Source organism: Pandoraea soli (assembly GCF_902459595.1).
Classification (GTDB): Bacteria; Pseudomonadota; Gammaproteobacteria; order Burkholderiales; family Burkholderiaceae; genus Pandoraea; species Pandoraea cepalis.
The window spans coordinates 1-20,162 of sequence record NZ_CABPSG010000018.1 but is presented as its reverse complement, the minus strand read 5'-3'; the positions used below and the strand labels follow the sequence as shown (position 1 = coordinate 20,162).

Below are 20,162 nucleotides of genomic sequence, written 5' to 3'. Positions count from 1 at the left end.
CATGACCGAATTCTCATCGACGCATCGGCGGGCAGCGGTGCATTCCATCGACCATTTCGCGCTGAATGTCCCATCCATCGACGAAGCCCATCGCTTCTTCGAGGCTTTCGGTCTGACGGTCAACCGCGCCGGACGGCAGGGCGACGAACTCGAGATCAGGGCGACTGACGGCCATCGTTGGGGACGCGTGATCGCGGGGGCGCGAAAGGAGATGGCATACCTTAGCTTCAACTGCTACGAGGACGATCTCGCGGACCTGCGTGCCCAGACGGTCGCGGCGGGCGCGAGCATTGTCGCTTCGATGGCCGGAGGGGGCAGTGCCGGTTTTGAGTTCCGAGATCCCGACGGTAATCTGATTCAAGTGCGGGTGGGGCCGAAGACCAGCCCGAATAGCAAGACGGCGAGTCGGGCTGTCGTTGTCCCGGCAGACGTACGCGGCGCTTGTACTCGGGCGGAGGTGGTGCGGGTGAAGCCGCGACGGCTATCGCATGTGTTGCTTTTTTCGCCAGATGTCCTGCGAGCGGTCTCGTTCTACGAACGCGCGCTGGGTCTTCGTTTGTCCGATAAATCGCTGGATCTGATCGCGTTCACGCACGCGCCGCATGGCTGCGATCATCATTTGGTGGCGTTTGCCAAAAGTCGCGCGCGTGGCTGGCATCATTCGTCGTGGGATGTCGAAGGCGTTGATCTGGTTGGGGAGGGGGCCGCCCAGATGCTGGCCGCCGGCTACGCGAAGGGGTGGGGGACAGGGCGACATGTGTTGGGGTCGAATTACTTTCATTATGTCGAGGATCCATGGGGATCCTTTTGCGAGTACTCGGCCGACATTGATTTTGTTTCGGCCGGACGAGACTGGCCCGCCGGGGATTTCGCGCCGGAGGATTCGTTGTACCTGTGGGGGCCGAACGTCCCGGAGAATTTTATTCACAACACCGAGGCCCAGGATTGAAGAGACCCATGCCGCCGCAGTCTTGGCGCAGCACACGCCGGCCCTGAACGGTCCCGGCGTGCGGCCGTAAGCCGAACACCTCGCTCACCGGTGCGCAAATGTATTGACGGCTCTCGGCCTGAGCCGGCCGAAGGGCGCGGCAACGATGGGCAGCGATTCGGTGGCCCACTTTTGATTGTTAAGTGGTTGATTTTTTTGTGCTTTGTGCGGCACCTAGGGTGTGAAAGGTTCACTGCGACATGAGCCAGGCTCATCGTTTCATGATTCTCGGCACCCGAAATTCACCTCCGGGAAAACCCCGCGTCTTGAAATCGTCAAACCCCGTCCCTATAATTAGCACTCGTTGGCGCAGAGTGCTAACGCCATGAATTCACCAGATATGCAAATGTTTGCATATTTAGGTTTTGTCGATCTCACAGAGAGAAAGAGGAGCTTGTAATGAACCTTCGTCCCTTGCATGACCGCGTGATTGTCAAGCGCCTGGACAACGAAACGAAGACCGCATCGGGCATCGTGATCCCTGAAGCCGCCGCTGAAAAGCCGGACCAGGGCGAGATCCTGGCCGTCGGCCCGGGCAAGAAAGACGATCAAGGTAAGTCGATCGCACTCGATGTGAAGGTGGGCGACCGTGTTCTGTTCGGCAAGTACGCCGGCCAAAGCGTGAAGGTCGATGGCCAGGAACTGCTGGTCATGCGCGAAGAAGACATCATGGCCGTCGTGGCCGCCTAAGACTGTCTCCCCCCAGACATCTACGTAAAGTATTCAAGGAGTTAATGCAATGGCAGCTAAAGAAGTCGTTTTCGGCGATGCCGCTCGTGCCAAGATGGTCGAGGGCGTCAACATTCTCGCCAACGCCGTCAAGGTGACCCTGGGCCCGAAGGGCCGCAACGTCGTGCTCGAGCGCAGCTTCGGCGGCCCGACCGTGACCAAGGACGGTGTGTCGGTCGCCAAGGAAATCGAACTCAAGGACAAGCTCCAGAACATGGGCGCGCAAATGGTCAAGGAAGTGGCTTCCAAGACCAGCGACAACGCCGGTGACGGTACCACCACCGCCACGGTGCTGGCCCAGTCGATTGTTCGCGAAGGCATGAAGTACGTTGCCTCGGGCATGAACCCGATGGACCTGAAGCGTGGTATCGACAAGGCCGTTACCGCCGCCATCGAAGAACTGCGCAAGATCAGCAAGCCCTGCACGACGAACAAGGAAATCGCTCAAGTCGGCTCGATCTCGGCCAACAGCGATACCTCGATCGGTGACTACATCGCCAAGGCGATGGACAAGGTCGGCAAGGAAGGCGTGATCACCGTCGAAGACGGCAAGTCGCTGCAAGACGAGCTGGACGTCGTCGAAGGTATGCAATTCGACCGCGGCTACCTCTCGCCGTACTTCATCAACACCCCGGAAAAGCAAGTCGCGATCCTGGAGAACCCGTTCGTCCTGCTGTTCGACAAGAAGGTTTCGAACATCCGTGACCTGCTGCCGGTGCTCGAGCAAGTCGCCAAGGCTGGCCGTCCGCTGCTGATCATCGCCGAAGACGTCGAGGGCGAAGCCCTGGCAACGCTGGTGGTCAACAACATCCGTGGCATCCTGAAGACCTGCGCCGTCAAGGCCCCGGGCTTCGGCGATCGCCGCAAGGCCATGCTGGAAGACATCGCCATCCTGACGGGCGGCCAAGTCATCGCCGAAGAAATCGGCCTGACGCTGGAAAAGGCGACGCTGCAAGAGCTGGGCCAAGCCAAGCGCATCGAAATCGGCAAGGAAAACACCATCATCATCGATGGTGCCGGCGAAGGCGTGAACATCGAAGCCCGCGTCAAGCAAATCCGTGCCCAGATCGAAGAAGCCACGAGCGACTACGACCGTGAAAAGCTGCAAGAACGCGTGGCCAAGCTGGCCGGCGGTGTTGCCGTGATCAAGGTCGGCGCTGCGACCGAAGTCGAAATGAAGGAAAAGAAGGCACGCGTCGAAGACGCGCTGCACGCTACCCGCGCTGCCGTGGAAGAAGGCATCGTCCCGGGCGGTGGTGTTGCGCTGCTGCGTGCTCGCGTGGCCGTGGCCGACATCAAGGGTGCCAACCCTGACCAGGACGCCGGTATCAAGATCGTTCTGCGCGCCATGGAAGAACCGCTGCGCCAGATCGTCGCCAACGGCGGCGAAGAAGCCAGCGTCGTTGTGGCCAACGTGATTGCCGGCAAGGGCAACTACGGCTACAACGCTTCGAGCGGCGAGTACGGCGACCTGGTGGAAATGGGCGTTGTGGATCCGACGAAGGTCACCCGCACGGCACTGCAAAACGCCGCTTCGGTGTCGGGCCTGCTGCTCACGACCGATTGCGCCGTTGCCGAACTGCCGAAGGAAGATGCTCCGATGGCTGGCGGCATGGGTGACATGGGCGGTATGGGCGGCATGGGCATGGGCATGTAAGTCTCGCAAGAGACGGCATGACGGGGGCCGCAAGGCACCCCACCTACCCCGGTCGCCGGACTTCGTCACGGAATCTTCGATTCGGTGACGCAAGTCCGCACCGGAAACGGCAACGAGTTCTTCGGAATTCGTTGCCGTTTTTTTATGCCTGGACGATCGGCACGTCGCCGTTGCCGTCGCCGCGCCGCAGACTGGGTACGGCAAGCGGAGTCGTGGCCGCAATCTCATCCTGCATCCACTGCCAGAAGGCGTGAATCGCGCGCTCGCGCGGATGGTTTTCCCGCCAGCTCACGTGATATTCGAGGCTCGGCGCAATGCGGACATCGCCAATTTGCACCAGCTCGCCGCACGCGAGCGCATCGCGCACGAGCAAGCTGCGTGTGGTGGCGACACCTTGTCCGGCCATGGCGGCACGCAGGAGCAACCCGGAATCGTCGAAAATCGGCCCGCGCGTCGGCTCATGTGGCGTCAGTCCGGCGGCGACCTGCCAATCGCGCCATGATCGATAGGCGAAGCGCAGCATCGGCAGTTTGTGCGTATCGGCCACCGTGAACCCGGGCACACGCGCCATCAAATCGGGGTGGCACACGGCGATCACATAGTCATCGAGCAGCTTACGCGTGACGAACCCGGTCGCTTCCACCCGTTGATGCCAGATGCCGACGTCGACCGAATACGGATCGGGCGCGGCAATATCCGCGTGAATTCGCACCACCAGATCGATATGGGGCTGCTGCTCGCTAAAGCGGCCAAGCCGAGGAATCAACCATTGGGCCGCCAGATCGGTCATGACGCTGATTTCCAGACGAACGACGGCGGGCGACGCGCCCGCCGCCGTGCCCGCCCGGGCTTCAGTCATCGCCTCAATGAGTTCCGACATCCCAATGCGTACTCGCTCGGCCAGACGCGCCCCGACACTGGTCGGGATCATGCGGGCCCCCACGCGGCGAAACAGCGTCGTGCCGAGTTGCTGTTCGAGCGAGCGCATGTGATGACTCACGGCGCTGTGCGTCAAATTCAATTCGTTGGCCGCCCGCGTAAAACTACGGTGGCGGGCAGCAGCTTCCAGTGCGCGCAGCGATTGAAGGGGCGGGAGGTGAGGAATCATGATGTCAAATTCTACTCACAATACGGGTGCAAAGGTTTCGTTGGCTTCAGGGCGGCGCTGCAACGACAATCGATACCTGAGCAAATAATTAAGGTATGGCTTCATGTCGAAGGCACTTCGCATCTTCGTCCTGTTCGCCTGCGGATACTTCGTTTCCTACGTGTACCGCGGCGTGAATATTGGGTTTGCGCCGTATATGACGCGCGATCTCGGCCTCTCGTCGGCCGACCTCGGGTTGTTGACGAGCCTCTACTTCCTCGGCTTTGCCGGGGCGCAATTGCCCGCGGGCGTGCTGCTCGACAAGTTCGGCCCGCGCCGGGTGGCGTCGCTGGTGCTGCTGCTCGCGGCTGCGGGCGCCGCGCTGTTCGGACTGGCGCAAGGCGTCGGCGCGCTGATGGTGGGACGCTTGCTGATCGGCGTCGGCGTGTCGGTGTGTCTGGGCAGCGCCTTCAAGGCATTGGCGCAATGGTTTCCGGTGGCACGTTTGCCGCTGCTCAACGGCCTGGTAATGGCCGTGGGCGGCATGGGCGGGGTCGTGGTGGGAACACCGCTCAACTGGCTGCTCGGGCTGACCGACTGGCGCATCGTGTCGTTCGGACTGGCGGCGTTGACCGTTTTCATGTCGGTCGCGCTGTGGTTCGGCGCGCCAGAGAAGCCGGGTTCGCACGCGCAAGGCGGGTTGTTCGAGGCGCTCAAGGGCGTGCGTCAGGTGCTGGGAAGCGGAATGTTCTGGAAAGTGACTTCGCTCTCGGGGATCACGCAGGGCGTGTTCTACGCAATGCAATCGCTATGGATGGCGCCGTTCATGCGCGACGTTGAAGGGCTGTCGGCGTCGCAAGCTGCCTCGCTGGTGTCGGTCGTGGGGCTCGCGATGATGGCCGGGAGCGTGGTGTTCGGTGCAGCCGCGCGCTCGCTCGAACGCCGTGGCGTGAGCGTGTTCGCATTTTCCGGCGCCGGAATGGTGCTGTTCGTCGTGGTGCAGTCGCTGTTGTTGATGCGTGCGCCGATTCCACCGGTCTGGCTTTGGGCCGCCTATGGCATCTTCGGTGGCACGGGCATCCTGTCCTATGCGGTGTTGGCGGAGTATTTCCACGGCACATTGATCGGGCGCGTGAATACGTCGCTCACACTCGTCATCTTCCTGTTGATCTTCTTGTGTCAGGTGGGCGTCGGGGCCGTGCTCGGCACTTACGCGGCGCACAGCGCGCAAGCGCATTTCTCCGCTTGGACCGGTCTGATCGCACTGCAAGCGCTGGGGGCGGTGTGGTACTTCTGGCCCCAACGTCAGGGCGCGGGCAAGGTCGCCGCCGCGTGACGTGGCGTGCCTTGACTGGATGAGGCGGCTCGCATAGCGAGCCCGCCGTCTTTGGTGTCGGGTGTCGAGGACCCCGCCGCTGACTTAGTCCTGCGCCACCCAATCGCCCGACTTTCCGCCGTGCTTCTCCAGCACGCGCACATCGGTGATCGTCATGCCGCGATCGACGGCCTTGCACATGTCGTAGATCGTCAGCAGGCCGACTTGAACCGCTGTGAGCGCTTCCATTTCCACCCCCGTGCGACCGATGGTTTCAACCTGCGTGCGGCAGTGCACGGCGTTCGCGCCGTCGTCCACCAGAAACTCGACCGTCACACGTGTGAGCGCGAGCGGGTGGCACAGCGGGATCAGGTCGGCGGTTCGCTTGGCGCCTTGGATGGCCGCAATGCGAGCAATGCCCAGTACGTCACCCTTCTTGGCCGTGCCGGTGCGAATCAGCGCCAGCGTTTCCGGCTTCATCTGAATGGTGCCGCGCGCCACGGCAATACGATGCGTGCTGTCCTTGCTGCCGACATCAACCATGTGGGCCTGTCCGGCGGTGTCGAAATGGGTGAGTTCTGCCATGAGTCGATGCTGAAATGAGGTTGCAAAAGTGCCGGCACAGGACACGCGAGCGCCTTTCGCGACCGAAAGTTTGGCGGTGTTTCGGATGTATTTTGACGGTATCGAACACGTTCTGGCGATGCCGCGGAACGTCTACGTCTGGCTGCTATCATAGCAGCAGCCCCGTATGATCAGCGCCCCGCGGCGCCCATTTCCATGACGCGTTCGTTCCGCTCATTACGTTCGTTCCGCGCCGCCATCGGCACGTCCGGCAGGATTCCCATGCGTCGCCCGCTCCCGTCGCCCTGTCCACGCTGCCGATCGGACACACGGTGCGCATGACCGCCATGTCGAAGCCCTTGCCTCTGCCGATTCCGCCCGAGCGCAATGTTGCGCGCTGGCGGCGTGTGCTCGCGCTCGCCATGCTGCCGGTGATGACGGCGATGACGTTCGCGGCCGTCGTCGTTCCCACGCAGGCGGCCGCGCAGTCGCTCCCGTCGCTCGGCCAGAGTTCCGCCGCCGACTTGTCTCCCGCGATGGAGCACAAGCTGGGCGAGCGGGTGATGCGGGAGATTCGCGCCGATCCCGATTACCTGTCGGATTTGCTGCTCTCCGATTACGTCAATGCCTTGGGCGGCAAGCTCGTGGCGGCCACCCGCAAAGTGGGACTCGACGCCAGTCAGAGTTTCGAATTCTTCGTGGTGCGTGATTCGGGCATCAACGCCTTCTCGCTGCCGGGGGGCTTTATCGGCATCAACACGGGACTGATCGTTGCCACTCGTACCGAGTCGGAACTCGCCTCGGTGATCGGCCATGAGACGGGGCACGTCCTGCAACATCACATTGCGCGCATGCTCGGGCAACAGTCGCAGAACTCGTGGATCGCCCTCGGCGGCATGTTGCTCGGTCTGCTCGCCGGCATCGGGGCACGTAGCCCGGATCTCGGCATGGGAATCGCGATGGGCGGGCAAGGCCTTGCCGTCGACCGGCAACTGCGTTTTTCGCGCGATGCGGAACGCGAGGCCGATCGGGTCGGCTTCCAGTTGCTCCAGGCGGCAGGCTTCGACACGTACGCGATGCCGACCTTCTTCGAGCGTCTGCAACGGGCGGATTCGATCAACGAAGCCGGCGTGCCGGAATATGTCCGGACTCACCCGCTGACGACGGATCGCATCGCCGACATGCTCAATCGCTCGCGCACTGCCGCTTATCGTCAGCCCGTGCAGTCGCCCGAATATGCGTTTGTGCGGGCGCGCTCGCTAGTCTTGCAGCAGAAGTCCGCGAGCGATTACGCGGCGATCGCCGACGCGCAACGCACCGCGATCCGCACGCAGACCACATCGAATGTGGCGGCGGCGTGGTACGCGGTGGCGCTGGCCGAGTTCAAGCAGCGTCGCTGGGTGCCGGCGCGCGAGGCGCTGGAGAAGTCGCGCGCGGCCTTCGGCGGCACGGGGCCGGGCACGCCGAGTCTGGCCGTGCTGGCGTCGGATATCGCGCGCTTGTCGGGCCAGCCGGACGAAGCCTTGCGCGTCGCCGCGCAGGCGCGTGCCGCGTTCCCACTCTCGCAGGCCGCCGATATGGCTTATGCCGACGCCTTGGTCGCCAGTCAACGGATTCCCGACGCGACGAAGTTCCTGCAAGCGCAGGTCGAGCGCTACCGGAGCGAGCCCATCTGGTGGCGGGCGCTGGCAGGGGCATTGGCCGCGGCCGGCAAGCGGGCGCGTCAGCACGAAGCGTTGGCGGAACAATATGCGCTGCAAGGGCAGTGGATGGCGGCCGTCAGCCAGTTGAAGCTCGCGCGCGAGGCCGGCGACGCCAGCTTTTACGAGATGTCGGTCATCGACGCGCGACTTCACGAGTTCCAGCGCCGCTACAAGGACGACAAGGAAGACGAGAAGGACTTCGGCAAGCTGGCCGGATAAGTGGATAAGCGGCGCGTGCTGCGAAGTTGCGTACACTTATTTGCGTGCGAGTTGCGCCGTTGCTTTTAATCTATCGGAAAGCGCCCGCCATGTGAAACTGGCGAAGCGTGAAGATCTTGGCGTTTTCGCAATTTTTCGAGTGTCGATCATAAGAGATCACGGCGAAACTGGAATATCGGACTTTTCTCATTTGGGATTCTGACGCACTCCCATTGCACACAACACTTCGATTGGCGAGTATGGCGACACGGTACCGTGCTCGCTTCGCAGTGTGATTTCGCTGCGAACTTTTCGACCAATATTCACTGAATGAGGTGAAGTATGGAGAATTGCCAGTACGAAGTCCTGATAGACAACGAGCGACCCATTAACAAGCCGATTGTTGCTTTAACGAAATGCCGAATCAAGTTTAACGACCGCGATAACCTGCGCCAATGTATTGAAGAGATTCGTAAGTCTGATCTTCGGCTGAGCTTGAGGCCAGAGGAGGACGTCCAATACGATTGGCAAAATCCAGTCGGAATTCGGGGGAATACCTTGTACTTTGGTGTGCGCTGGTTTGATGCCAAGTATTTTTCCGAGCATCGGGATGTCTATTTAAACGACATGCATACGCGATTGCTGAAGCAATTTGGTATCGATTGGGTCGACGCCAATGTCGAGCATTCCGTAGCCGCCCACTAACATTCGCCTAGTGGCTGCCACGGCCGATGTTCGGTCGTGGTTGCTCTCTCACCTCGCACCGTGTCCCCATTCCTCGTTTACCTGTCGTTGGATTTTCTCCTTGCGGCCTACCTAGGCATGTGGAACGCAATGGTTCCCATCGTATTGCTCGGCCGCTTCGGTACCGCGGGCGTCGTGGCGTACGAGATAGCGCTCGCCACGAGCGCCTTCATCGCGCTGCCCGTGGCGGCTTCATGGACTGAGCGGTTGTCTCGCAGTAAGGTCCTGCGCTGGGCATGTGTGATCATCGTGCTATGCGGCATGTCGCGGCTGGCGATTGCGAGCGCAACGCACAGCGTCACTTTTTGGATAGTGAATGACATGGCGGCAGTCGCCGCCTTCGCGGTCTTACAACCGCTACTTAGCATCTACCCGGCGGAGCTTGTCGAGAAAGCGCATGTGTTATCCGCGTTTCGCCTGAAGCGGGTTGCGGTCAATCTCGGTCGTATTATCGGGCCGTTGTTCGCCGGAGCCGCCTTACTACTCAGCACTCACCAATACGCTTTGTGGTGTGTTGCATTGTTCGGGGGCGCTTTACTGCCCCTGCTGTCACGACTTCCAGTACTGCCTTCGTTGTCCCGGATCGGGACGTCAGCACCTGCCCCCGCGAGAACATGGTTTCGTCGTGCGTTTGCTGGATTTACACTGAAAATCCGGTTGCCGGCGGAACGCTTCTTCACGCTCTGCGACATGTTGCTGGTTATCGCGACGGCAGGGATCGTTCCGATGCTGATTCCTCAACTGGTTCAAAACGCGACGTTACCGGACGCGCAGGTCGGTTGGTTGATTGCCGCATTCGTCGTCGGATCAATTGCGGGGGTTGTTGTTTTTCACCCCATCCTCTCCGGCGCACTGCAACACAGGCTTGGTTACATTGCGATATGGGCGGCGCTGGGCGCTAGTCTTGGCGTGGCAACGGCTGTCTATTCCGTTGTCGCACAGGGTGGGTGCTTGATGTCGGCCGGTGTATTCGGGGCGTGTCTGTCCATGAACGGCATCGATCGGCGGGTGATTGCGATGCCATCTTCCGTGCGCGTTAGAGTCGCGAGCGCAACGCTGCTGACGGGGCAGATGGCGAGCATGCTGTCATTTGCACTTTACGGCGCCTCGAACGCCTTGGGCAGCATGAGTGGGAGATGGTGGTTGTACGGCGGGCTGGTCTGCATCGCCGGATTGGCGTCGTGTCTCGCGCGTGAACCGTGGAAATTGCTCAGCGAGAATGACGCTGGCGATGGCGTCGAGCGCTTCTATACGAACCGATATCCCGATGCATTTGGCGAGCCCGCGCCAGTGCGACAAGATGTCGCGGCGTAAGGGCGCACTGACTCACGCCGATTGGTCGTCGGCCTGCGGGGTGCGCTCGAACCCATAAGTTTGCGGCAGGGTACCCGCATGGACCGTCGCGAAGGGGAGTGAGTCGCCGTTGCGCCAATGCAGACGCACGGCGCCCTTGGCGTCGGCGGTATCGTCCGATGTCTGTGCAATCTCGAAGGCCTGCGCCAGATCGGACACCTGCGTGAGCAGATCGATGTCGTGATCGTGCAGCAACGCGAGCGGCGCGCTCGGCGTCGAACTCCCATTCCCCTCGCCGCCAGACACCGCCCCCACGAACGCGACGTTGCCGTCCTCGTCGAGCAGACACGCCTGCGGCACGAAAGCATGGCCCAGTTGGTCCGTCAATACCGGTGCGCCGCCACCGTCGTTCGCCGCGGTATCCCACGTCAGCCGGACCACGAACGGGGCGTACGCAAGCGCCACATACACACGTTGCGGCCCATTCTGGAAGTACCACCGCCCCGCTTCATCGCTGGCGTAGTTGCGCGCGATGAACGCCAGCAGCGCCGCATGACGAATTGGATCTCCGGCCGTGCCGGCCGCCTGCGCTGCATCGTCGCGCATGCGCCACTGACCGCGACGGTCGAGCGCGAGCCAGCCGTAACAATGCGGCACGTTGGGCCACTTCGCCATCGCCTGTCGAACGATTTCATCCATAACGCACCTTCAGGCCGGAGTCGGCAAAAATTGACGGAAGTAGTCGATGACCGTGTGCGGCATCCATGTCATGCCGCCTGGAAACGGTCCGCTCATGAAGCCGACATGCCCGCCGTGCGCCGGTTGCAGGAGCCGCACGTGGCGACCCACGTCGTCGTCGCCCGGCAACACATTGGCCGGCTGGAACGGGTCGTTGCGGGCATTGATGACCAGCGTCGGCACTTCGATGGCCGGCAGAATCGGCTTGCTCGACGCGCGCGTGTAATAGTCGAACGCGCTGTGATAACCGTGCAAGGGGGCCGTCACCACATGATCGAATTCGCCAAGATCGCGCGCGGCCATCATAGTATCGCGGTCGTACAGTCCGGGGTATTGGTCGAGCTTGGCGAGCGCCTTCTTCTTGAGCGTGCCCAGGAAATTGCGCGTGTACACCATGTTGAAACCGTGCGAGAGCGCCAGTCCGCCCGCGCGCAAATCGAGCGGCGCCGAAATCGCGCACGCGGCGCTCACCACTTGCGCCGCATGCCCTTCGCGCTCGCCGAGCCAGCGCAGCAGCACATTGCCGCCCAGCGACACGCCCGCCACAAAGATCGGGCCGGACGTGTTCGCACGCAACCGCCGCAGCATCCAGTCCACCTCGGTACTGTCGCCGGAGTGATAAAAGCGCGGCGCGTGGTTCATACGGCCGCTGCAACTGCGGAAGTGGGGAATCACGCCGCGCCACCCTTGCGCCTCGACTTCGCGCATCAGGGTGCGGGCGTAGTGGCTGCCGGACCCACCCTCCAGACCATGGAACAGCACGACGAGCGGTGTCTCCACAAGTCCGTCCGGCGCGGGCGGGGCTTTCTGCGCCGCAGGCGGTGCAACCAGCCAGTCGACATCGACGAAGTCGCCGTCGGGCGTGTCCCACGTTTCGCGACGGAATTCGACGGAAGGGCGTCGACCCAGCAGCGCCGGGTAGATCGTCTGGCTATGCCCGTCAGGCAGCCACCGCGGCGGCCGGTAATCCAGGGGAAGAAACGTGGCGGGGCGCGCCGTCATCGTCGTACCGTCGCGCTCAGTGCAGCCCGTCCGGACGCGCGTGCATCATCAGGCTGAACTGCTCGACGGCATGCGGCGGCAAGGGGCTGGAGTGGATATGGGCGAAGCGCCAGTCGCCCTGCTCGTGCACCAGCACGTATGTCGTGTGGATGAGCTGGGCGGTCGTCTGGCCGGCGTCTTCCTTGCCGACGCGCATCGCTTCGGTCGCCGTGTGCACGACCGTGCCAACGGTGTCGTACTCAGTCGTATCCAGCGAGTCGATGAGCACCACGCTTTGCGTGAACTGGGCGACCAGACCGTTGCGGATCTGCTCGAGACCGTCCCAGCGGGTGCCGTCGGCGCGAATGTAGCTGACGAAATCCTCGTTCGCCCACAGCGACATGGCGCGATCCGTCTGCCCACGGCGCAGCGCATCGTAAAAGGCCGTGATGGTTTCACTGGCGGCATCGAACAGACGGACAAAACGTGGCATGTGGATTTACCGTTGAGTGTTACCGGAATCGAGCTGAGCGCGCCGTCGCCATGGGCAATATCAGCGCTGCGTGAGCAGGATGTTGCGCAAATTCGCGAACACGTGCTCGGGCATCAGCTCGTTGAGGCAGCGTGTGTGGCCCAACGGGCATTCGCGCGCGAAACACGGGCTGCACTCCAATTGTAGCCACAGGACATGCGCCTGGTCGGACAGCGGCGGCGTGTGGCGCGGATCGGACGAACCGAACAGAGCAATCTGCGGGCGGCGCAATGCGGCCGTCACATGCATCAGGCCCGAGTCGTTGCTCACCACCGCATTGGCGCGGGCCAGCAGCGCGCACGCCTCGGCCAGCGACGTCTGTCCACAAAGGTTGCGCACGAACGGCGCATCGGCAGCGATTTGCTGCGCGAGCGCACCGTCCTTGCCTGAGCCGAGCGCGATGATCTGCGCATACGGGAACGAGCGGCGAACCAACTGAGCCAGTTGCGCGAAATGGCCCGGCGGCCAGCGCTTGGCCGGTCCGAATTCAGCCCCCGGGCAGAACACCACGAGCGGTACGCGCAGGTCGAGCCCGAAGCGCGCGAAGACACGTGCCGACTCGTTCAGGTCGGCGTCGATGCGCGGCGTGGGCAGCGCCTCGGGCAACTTGGCCCCAGGCGCGAACGCGAGCGCCGCGTAGTGCCGCACCATTGGCGGACGCTCGTCTTTGCGCGGATTGGCGTGACGCACGTTGAGCAGGCCGTAGCGCTGCTCGCCCTTGTAGCCAATGCGCAACGGAATGCGCGCCAGCCACGGAATCAGCGACGACTTCAGGGAATTCGGCAGTACATAGGCGGCGTCGTACCCCTCGTCGGCGAGTACGCTCGCGAGCCGGTAGCGCTCCAGCGGCTGCAACTTGCCGTGCGCGAGGTCGGTGGCGACGACGCGCGAAATCTCCGGCATGCGTTCCAGCACCGGGGCGACCCAGCTGGGCGCGATCGCGTCGATGGTCAGACGCGGATGCAGGCGCTTGAGCAGGGTGAACAACGGCTGCGCCATCAGCGCGTCCCCAATCCAGTTGGGGGCGATCACCAAGGCTTTATGCATCGTGGCGGAGACTCTAAACGTTAAGCGTTGCGAAGATACGGACTGTCAACCGGGCGGCACGGCGCAACAGCAGCCGGCTGCACCGGGTCGGGGCAACGGCAGTCGGCTCAGTGGTGACCCTTGAGCACGACGCCGGCCTTCACGCGATAACGCGTGCCGCAATACGGACAGGCCGCTTCGCCATGCGTCACATCGATGAACACGCGCGGATGGGCGCTCCAGGCTTCCATCTTCGGATTCGGGCAATGGACCGGCAGATCTTCGGCGCCAACTTCGACGACCGGCATTTGTTTGACTTCGCTCATGGGGTTAGGACCGTGATGGGTATTCGGACTATTGGGGATTGCATGGCCGGTGCAAAGGACGAAGCCGCCGCCCGCACGCTCACCAAAAGTCGCTATTGTAAAGCAGCCACGGCCCTTTGCGGATGGCTCGCAGCGCCCGTAGCCGCGACGCATGCCAGTTCTTGGCACCCTCGCAGCCCCGCGTGGCGCGTACGCGACACCTCATCTGTTGCACCTGCAAAAACGCCTGGATATGCGTTTTCGACGTAGTAAGTAAATATTTACCCTGGCTATAATGACCGGACGCTCGCCGCCAACGATGACGATATTCAGGAGACACTCCGGCAACCCTGGCGGGCGCTGTGACCGCCTGCGGTCATCACGGGCGTGCCGGGCGCCGTCGGGACCGCTTTGCCCCGCAACGCCAGACACTGGGCCGAACGCCTCGGTGCTTGCCCCCCAGCCGACCATGCCAATGCTTCGTCTGCCAGCCGCTGAACGTGACGGGTTCAGGGCCGGTTTCCGCATTATTTCGCCGCTGTTGCCTGCCATCTTCTCGTGGGGACTCGTGACCGGGGTCGCCATGGGCAAATCGATACTGACGGTACCCCAAGCCATCGGCATGAGCTTGATGCTCTACGCCGGGTCGGCCCAGTTGGCCTCGTTGCCGCTGTTCGCCGCCGGCATGCCGTTGTGGACGATTCTGCTCACGGTCGGCATCGTCAATCTGCGCTTTGTGATCTTCAGCGCCGCGCTGCAGCCGCATTTCTCTTATTTGTCGCTGCCGCGGCGCATCGTGCTTGGCTATGTCAACGGCGATCTGGGATTCGTGATGTTCATGAATCAGAAGTTCGCAAGCGGCTATGTTCCCGGTAAGGAGGGGACTTATTACGGCATCACGCTCAGCAATTGGGCGGTCTGGCACGTGTCGTCGATTCTCGGCATCCTGCTCGGCGCGCTCGTGCCGGATAGCTGGGGCCTCGCCTTCGCGGGAACGCTCGCCCTCATTCCGATGATGGTTCACACGATCACCAGTCGCTCGACGATGCTGGCGGTCACCCTGGCATCGGTCCTCGGCCTGCTCGCCTTCGATTTGCCGTATCGGCTCAATCTCGTGCTCGGGGTGGTCGGCGCGCTCGCGGCCGGCATGGTTTGCGACGAACTCGCCGCGCGTCAGGCGAAGCGGCTCGCGTTGGCGAATCCACCTGCGGCCACGCGCGACGGCGCCCAGCCCCGTAATTCGGGAGAGCGTCGCTCATGAGCACTGTCGAAATCTGGTTCGCCTTCGTGGCGATGACGGCCATCACCATCGTCACGCGCACGTTCTTCCTGCTCGCGGGAGACCGCGTGACGCTGCCGCAGCGCCTGCAACGCGCGCTGCGCTACGCCCCGGCGGCGGCGCTCGCCGTCATCGTGGTGCCCGAGGTACTACTGCTCGATCACCAGTTCTCGCTGCATCTTCACAACCCCAAGCTGGCCGCCGCCGTGGCCGCCACCGGCTGGTTCGTCTGGCGACGCAACATGATCGAGATGATCGTCGTCGGCATGGCCGTCTACACGCTCTGCCGTCTGTTCCTGTAGGCGGAGCCCTCGTCGGCCAAAATGGGCATCTGGACGGGCGGATCAGTTAAAATGCATGTTTTTCCCACCATTTATTCCGGATTCTCATGGCTTCCGTCGTACGTCTTTCCGATTTGATCGCCCAGGGTCGCCTGGCAGGCAAACGTGTCTTCATCCGCGCCGATATGAACGTGCCGCAAGACGATGCGGGCCGCATCACGGAAGACACGCGTATCCGCGCCTCGGTGCCGGCCATCCAGATGGCGCTCGACGCCGGTGCGGCCGTCATGGTCACGTCGCATCTGGGCCGTCCGACGGAAGGTGAATTCAAGCCCGCCGACTCACTTGCGCCGGTCGCGCGACGCCTGTCCGAACTGCTGGGCCGCGAGGTCAAGCTGATCGCCAATTGGGTCGACGGCGGCTTTGAGGTGACGCCGGGCACGGTCGTGCTGCTGGAGAACTGCCGCGTCAACAAGGGCGAGAAGAAGGACAACGACGAACTGGCGCGGAAGATGGCCGCGCTGTGCGACGTGTACGTGAACGACGCGTTCGGCACCGCCCACCGCGCCGAAGCCACGACGCACGGCATCGCCAAGTATGCGCCGGTCGCCTGTGCCGGCCCGCTGCTCGCCGCCGAACTCGAAGCGCTCGGCAAGGCGCTGAACGCCCCGGCGCGCCCGCTCGTGGCCATCGTGGCCGGCTCCAAGGTCTCGACCAAGCTCACCATTCTGCAGTCGCTCGCCGACAAGGTCGACCACCTGATCGTGGGCGGCGGCATTGCCAATACGTTCATGCTGGCCGCCGGCCTGCCGATCGGCAAGTCGCTCGCCGAAGCCGATCTGGTCGGCCAGGCCCGCTCGATCATCGACGCGATGGCCGCGCGCGGCGCCTCGGTGCCGATTCCGACGGACGTCGTATGCGCCAAGGAATTCAGTGCGACGGCTGAGGCGACGGTGAAGGCCGCCAGCGACGTGGCCGCCGACGACATGATTCTCGACATCGGCCCGCAAACGGCTGCCACGCTGGCCGAGCAACTGGCGGGCGCGGGCACGATCGTGTGGAACGGCCCGGTGGGCGTGTTCGAATTCGATCAGTTCGGTCACGGCACCGAGACGCTCGCGCGCGCGATTGCTGCCGCCAAGGGCTTCTCGATCGCCGGGGGCGGCGACACGCTTGCCGCCATCGCCAAGTACGGCATTGCCGACCAGGTCAGCTATATCTCGACCGGTGGCGGCGCTTTCCTCGAATTCCTCGAAGGCAAGACGCTGCCGGCCGTCGACGTGCTGCAACAGCGCGCCAGCGAGGTCAACTGATCGCGCGGCGCCAGGTGGGGCGGGGCTCGCAGGCCGGTTCATCGGTCGAAGACGGGCACGAATGGGGCGGTTTTGATCGGTTTATTGCGAACATCTAAGATCGAATCAAACGATTTCGTACGGACAATACGAACTTTTTGGTTAACCTGTGGCGGCCTAAATGCGCTACAAATCGCTAAGCGCCAGACATGTCGAATGCGCTGCTACCCAAAGAGGATGAAGAGATGGATGTAATGAACCGCTCCACCAAGATCGTCGCCACCATCGGTCCGGCATCGAGCACGCCGGAAGTGCTCTCGCGCATGATCGCCGCCGGCGTCGATGTCGTTCGCCTGAATTTCTCGCACGGCAAGGCGCAGGACCACATCGAGCGTGCCGAGATGGTGCGCGCGGCCGCCAAGGCGGCTGGCCGCGAAGTGGCCATCATGGCCGACCTCCAGGGTCCGAAGATTCGCGTCGGCAAGTTCGAGAACGGCAAGGCCATGCTTGAGGCGGGCGCGAAGTTCATCCTGGACGCCGACTGCGAAGTCGGTAACGAAGAGCGCGTCGGGCTCGACTACAAGGAACTGCCGCGCGACGTGCGCACGGGCGACGTGCTGCTGCTCAACGACGGCCTGATCGTGCTGATCGTCGATCGCGTGCTCGGCAACGAGATCCACACGACCGTGAAGGTCGGTGGCGACCTGTCGAACAACAAGGGCATCAATCGTCAGGGCGGCGGGCTGACGGCGCCGGCGCTCACGGCCAAGGACATGGAAGACATCAAGACCGCGATGGCGCTGGGCGCCGATTACGTCGCGGTCTCCTTCCCGAAGAACGCTACCGACATGGAGATGGCGCGCCGTCTGGCCAACGTGGCGGGTGAGCCGTACGGCATCAAGCCGCTGATGATCGCCAAGATCGAGCGCGCAGAAGCCATTCCGGCGCTCGAAGAGATTCTCGCGGCGTCGGACTGCATCATGGTTGCACGCGGCGATCTGGCCATCGAAGTGGGCAACGCCGCAGTGCCGGGGTTGCAAAAGCGCATGATCAAGCTTGCGCGCGAGATGAACAAGACCACCATCACGGCCACGCAGATGATGGAGTCGATGATCCACAACCCGGTGCCGACCCGTGCCGAAGTCTCGGACGTCGCCAACGCCGTGCTCGATGGGACCGACGCCGTGATGCTTTCGGCCGAGAGCGCCGCGGGCAAGTATCCGGTCGAGACCATCGAGACGATGGCGGCGATCTGCGTTGAAGCGGAGCGCTCGGAGATGGTGGAACTCGATCGCGACTGGCTCGATCAGACTTTTACGCGCATCGACCAAACGATTGCGGCCGGCGCCTTGTTTACCGCGTATCATCTTGGCGCGAAAGCCATCGTGGCGCTGACCGAGTCGGGCGCGACCGCGTTGTGGCTGTCTCGCCACAAAATCCATGTGCCGATTTTTGCGCTGACTTCGCAGCTTGCCAGCCATCGCAAGTTGGCGCTGTACCGCAACGTCTACGCGATGCGTGCCGACGCCACGCTCGACCGCGATCACGCGCTCAAGCAAGCCGAGCAACTGCTGCTCTCGCGCGGCGTGGTCAAGCGCGGCGACACGATCGTGTTGACCGTGGGTGAGCCGATGGGACAACCCGGCGGTACCAATACGTTGAAGATCGTCCAGGTGGGCCAGGCATGACGAAGGGGGCCGCGCGAGTGCGGCGAGGCGCCAACGCCGCGCCGCCCGCGAGCCGTCGTCATGAGGGGCACCTCTGGATCGAGGAAAGATTTGCTTAGTTTTGTGATTCCAAGGAGAACATCATGCCCCTAGTCTCTATGCGACAGCTGCTCGACCATGCCGCCGAAAACGGCTACGGTCTGCCGGCCTTCAACGTCAACAACCTTGAGCAGGTTTCCGCCATCATGGCCGCCGCCGACGAAGTCGGTGCGCCGGTCATCATGCAGGCCTCCGCAGGTGCTCGCAAGTACGCTGGCGAAGCGTTCCTGCGTCACCTGATCTCGGCGGCCGTGGAAGCGTATCCGCACATCCCGGTGGTGATGCACCAGGATCACGGCCAGTCGCCGGCCGTGTGTATGGCCGCAATCAAGAGCGGCTTCTCGAGCGTGATGATGGACGGCTCGCTCGAAGCCGACGGCAAATCGGTTGCCAGCTACGAGTACAACGTCGAAGTGTCGAAGAAGGTGGTCGAGTTCTCGCACTACATCGGCGTGACGGTGGAAGCCGAGCTGGGCGTGCTGGGTTCGCTCGAAACGATGAAGGGCGACAAGGAAGACGGCCACGGCGCCGACGGCACGATGACCCGCGAGCAACTGCTGACCGACCCCGATCAGGCCGCCGACTTCGTGAACCAGACGCAATGCGACGCGTTGGCCATCGCCATCGGCACCTCGCACGGCGCCTACAAGTTCAGCCGCAAGCCGACGGGCGACATTCTCGCCATCGACCGCATCAAGGAAATCCATCGCCGCATTCCGAACACCCACCTCGTGATGCACGGCTCGTCGTCGGTGCCGCAGGAACTGCTCGCCGAGATCCGTGAATTCGGTGGCGACATGAAGGAAACGTACGGCGTGCCGGTCGAAGAGATCGTCGAAGGTATCAAGCACGGCGTGCGCAAGATCAACATCGATACCGACATCCGTTTGGCGATGACCGGCGCGATCCGCCGCTATCTGTTCGAAAACCCGAGCAAGTTCGACCCGCGCGACTACCTCAAGCCGGCTCGCGAAGCCGCCAAGCTGGTGTGCAAGGCGCGCTATCTGTCGTTCGGTTGCGAAGGTCAGGCCGGCAAGATCAAGCCGGTCGCGCTCGAGAAGATGGCCGAGAAGTACAAGAGCGGCGATCTCTCGCAGATCGTGAAGTAAACACCCGTATCACGGCCATGCCGGGTTTGTCCCGCATGGCTTGCTGCCCGGCTGGGGCGGCGTGGCGCCGGCGAGGCAAACCGCTCGCAGGCACACGACGCTCAGGTCGCAGGCCCGGCTTTTGCCAGCACACGCTGGAACAGAAGCCGGGCTTTTTCTTTTGGCATCTGCAGTTGGAACTTGCCGCCCAGCTCCGAGCGGATCGTGGCGGTAAGCATTTCCACGCCGTCGACGATCAGCGTCATCGGTTCGTTCATATGCTGGCGCGAGAAATCACGCATTCGTTCGGTGGCGCTGTCGCGCAGGCTCATCGTGATGACAACCTCGACATCTGCGGGGGCGACGCCGTCTTGTGCCGGAAACTGCAAACCCAACTGTTCGATATCGCGCGCGGCAAACAGGGCGAAACGCGGAATGCCGTCGTCGTTTTCCGGCGTGGCGATCGCCACGAGGCGGGGTAGCGCGGGCCGCTCGGCGGTGTCGGCGGAGGCCGTCGCGCCCGAGGTTCCGGACGCCGCGCGCACCCCAGTGGCCCGATGGGCGGGCGCGTGCGCATGGGCCCCGGCAGCCGGCGG

At 63.0% G+C, this 20,162-nt stretch carries 20 protein-coding genes; 12 read left to right on the top strand and 8 right to left on the bottom strand.

The features are described from left to right. Window position 1 precedes the first annotated feature (1 nt). The 3 genes from PSO31014_RS20420 (at window position 2) to groL (ending at window position 3,374) form a co-directional block, all read left to right on the top strand. The gene (locus PSO31014_RS20420) at window positions 2-949 is read left to right on the top strand and encodes a VOC family protein (RefSeq protein ID WP_150553313.1); all 948 of its coding nucleotides are present in this window, start codon (window positions 2-4) and stop codon (window positions 947-949) included. A 438-nt stretch (window positions 950-1,387) separates the two neighbouring features. Then, the gene (gene groES, locus PSO31014_RS20415) at window positions 1,388-1,678 is read left to right on the top strand and encodes a co-chaperone GroES (protein ID WP_017231613.1); all 291 of its coding nucleotides are present in this window, start codon (window positions 1,388-1,390) and stop codon (window positions 1,676-1,678) included. Between the two features lie 49 nt (window positions 1,679-1,727). Further along, window positions 1,728-3,374, top strand: a complete 1,647-nt coding sequence (groL, locus tag PSO31014_RS20410) for a chaperonin GroEL (RefSeq protein WP_150553286.1) — start codon at window positions 1,728-1,730, stop codon at window positions 3,372-3,374. A 142-nt stretch (window positions 3,375-3,516) separates the two neighbouring features. Here groL and PSO31014_RS20405 read toward each other — a convergent pair whose 3' ends face one another. Continuing rightward, complete coding sequence (locus tag PSO31014_RS20405; RefSeq protein WP_150553285.1) at window positions 3,517-4,482, bottom strand: LysR substrate-binding domain-containing protein; 966 nt, start codon at window positions 4,480-4,482, stop codon at window positions 3,517-3,519. Between the two features lie 103 nt (window positions 4,483-4,585). On the opposite strand from PSO31014_RS20405, the gene PSO31014_RS20400 reads away from it, so the two are divergent. Next, window positions 4,586-5,797 carry an MFS transporter gene (locus PSO31014_RS20400; RefSeq protein ID WP_150553284.1) on the top strand — a complete coding sequence of 404 codons (1,212 nt, stop codon included), beginning with the start codon at window positions 4,586-4,588 and terminating at the stop codon, window positions 5,795-5,797. An 84-nt stretch (window positions 5,798-5,881) separates the two neighbouring features. On the opposite strand, the gene moaC is transcribed toward PSO31014_RS20400, so the two are convergent. Beyond that, a complete protein-coding gene (moaC, locus tag PSO31014_RS20395) occupies window positions 5,882-6,361 on the bottom strand; it encodes a cyclic pyranopterin monophosphate synthase MoaC (protein WP_150553283.1) in 480 nt (159 codons plus the stop codon). A 317-nt stretch (window positions 6,362-6,678) separates the two neighbouring features. Between moaC and PSO31014_RS20390 the strand changes: the two genes are divergently transcribed. The 3 genes from PSO31014_RS20390 (at window position 6,679) to PSO31014_RS20380 (ending at window position 10,299) form a co-directional block, all read left to right on the top strand. After that, window positions 6,679-8,262: a M48 family metalloprotease gene (locus PSO31014_RS20390; RefSeq protein ID WP_246176898.1), complete on the top strand. Its 1,584-nt coding sequence runs from the start codon at window positions 6,679-6,681 to the stop codon at window positions 8,260-8,262. 321 nt (window positions 8,263-8,583) lie between these two features. Further along, window positions 8,584-8,946, top strand: a complete 363-nt coding sequence (locus PSO31014_RS20385) for a hypothetical protein (protein WP_150553282.1) — start codon at window positions 8,584-8,586, stop codon at window positions 8,944-8,946. 129 nt (window positions 8,947-9,075) lie between these two features. After that, window positions 9,076-10,299, top strand: coding sequence for an MFS transporter (locus PSO31014_RS20380; RefSeq protein ID WP_150553281.1), 1,224 nt, complete (start codon window positions 9,076-9,078; stop codon window positions 10,297-10,299). 12 nt (window positions 10,300-10,311) lie between these two features. Here the strand turns inward: PSO31014_RS20380 and PSO31014_RS20375 are convergent, their stop codons facing one another. The 5 genes from PSO31014_RS20375 to PSO31014_RS20355 form a co-directional block, all read right to left on the bottom strand. Further along, complete coding sequence (locus tag PSO31014_RS20375; RefSeq protein ID WP_150553280.1) at window positions 10,312-10,977, bottom strand: DUF2946 family protein; 666 nt, start codon at window positions 10,975-10,977, stop codon at window positions 10,312-10,314. Between the two features lie 9 nt (window positions 10,978-10,986). Continuing rightward, window positions 10,987-12,018, bottom strand: a complete 1,032-nt coding sequence (locus tag PSO31014_RS20370) for a YheT family hydrolase (protein ID WP_150553279.1) — start codon at window positions 12,016-12,018, stop codon at window positions 10,987-10,989. Window positions 12,019-12,034: 16 nt separating this feature from the next. Next, window positions 12,035-12,490, bottom strand: coding sequence for a nuclear transport factor 2 family protein (locus tag PSO31014_RS20365; protein ID WP_017231603.1), 456 nt, complete (start codon window positions 12,488-12,490; stop codon window positions 12,035-12,037). Between the two features lie 60 nt (window positions 12,491-12,550). After that, window positions 12,551-13,576, bottom strand: coding sequence for a lipopolysaccharide heptosyltransferase II (waaF, locus tag PSO31014_RS20360; protein WP_150553278.1), 1,026 nt, complete (start codon window positions 13,574-13,576; stop codon window positions 12,551-12,553). Window positions 13,577-13,683: 107 nt separating this feature from the next. Then, a complete protein-coding gene (locus PSO31014_RS20355) occupies window positions 13,684-13,881 on the bottom strand; it encodes a zinc-finger domain-containing protein (RefSeq protein ID WP_010808463.1) in 198 nt (65 codons plus the stop codon). 454 nt (window positions 13,882-14,335) lie between these two features. Between PSO31014_RS20355 and PSO31014_RS20350 the strand changes: the two genes are divergently transcribed. The 5 genes from PSO31014_RS20350 to fba all read left to right on the top strand — a co-directional run bounded on the left by PSO31014_RS20350 (window position 14,336) and on the right by fba (window position 19,587). Then, complete coding sequence (locus PSO31014_RS20350; protein ID WP_150553277.1) at window positions 14,336-15,121, top strand: AzlC family ABC transporter permease; 786 nt, start codon at window positions 14,336-14,338, stop codon at window positions 15,119-15,121. Further along, complete coding sequence (locus PSO31014_RS20345; RefSeq protein ID WP_150553276.1) at window positions 15,118-15,441, top strand: AzlD domain-containing protein; 324 nt, start codon at window positions 15,118-15,120, stop codon at window positions 15,439-15,441. Before PSO31014_RS20350 ends, PSO31014_RS20345 begins: the two co-directional genes overlap by 4 nt. Window positions 15,442-15,527: 86 nt before the next feature. Then, window positions 15,528-16,733, top strand: a complete 1,206-nt coding sequence (locus PSO31014_RS20340; protein WP_150553275.1) for a phosphoglycerate kinase — start codon at window positions 15,528-15,530, stop codon at window positions 16,731-16,733. 233 nt (window positions 16,734-16,966) lie between these two features. Next, complete coding sequence (gene pyk, locus PSO31014_RS20335) at window positions 16,967-18,400, top strand: pyruvate kinase (RefSeq protein ID WP_150553274.1); 1,434 nt, start codon at window positions 16,967-16,969, stop codon at window positions 18,398-18,400. Between the two features lie 122 nt (window positions 18,401-18,522). Then, window positions 18,523-19,587 (top strand): class II fructose-bisphosphate aldolase, encoded by a 1,065-nt coding sequence (gene fba, locus PSO31014_RS20330; protein ID WP_026131529.1) that lies wholly within the window; start codon window positions 18,523-18,525, stop codon window positions 19,585-19,587. Window positions 19,588-19,688: 101 nt separating this feature from the next. On the opposite strand, the gene PSO31014_RS20325 is transcribed toward fba, so the two are convergent. Next, window positions 19,689-20,036: a SecDF P1 head subdomain-containing protein gene (locus PSO31014_RS20325; RefSeq protein ID WP_150553273.1), complete on the bottom strand. Its 348-nt coding sequence runs from the start codon at window positions 20,034-20,036 to the stop codon at window positions 19,689-19,691. Window positions 20,037-20,162 lie beyond the last annotated feature (126 nt).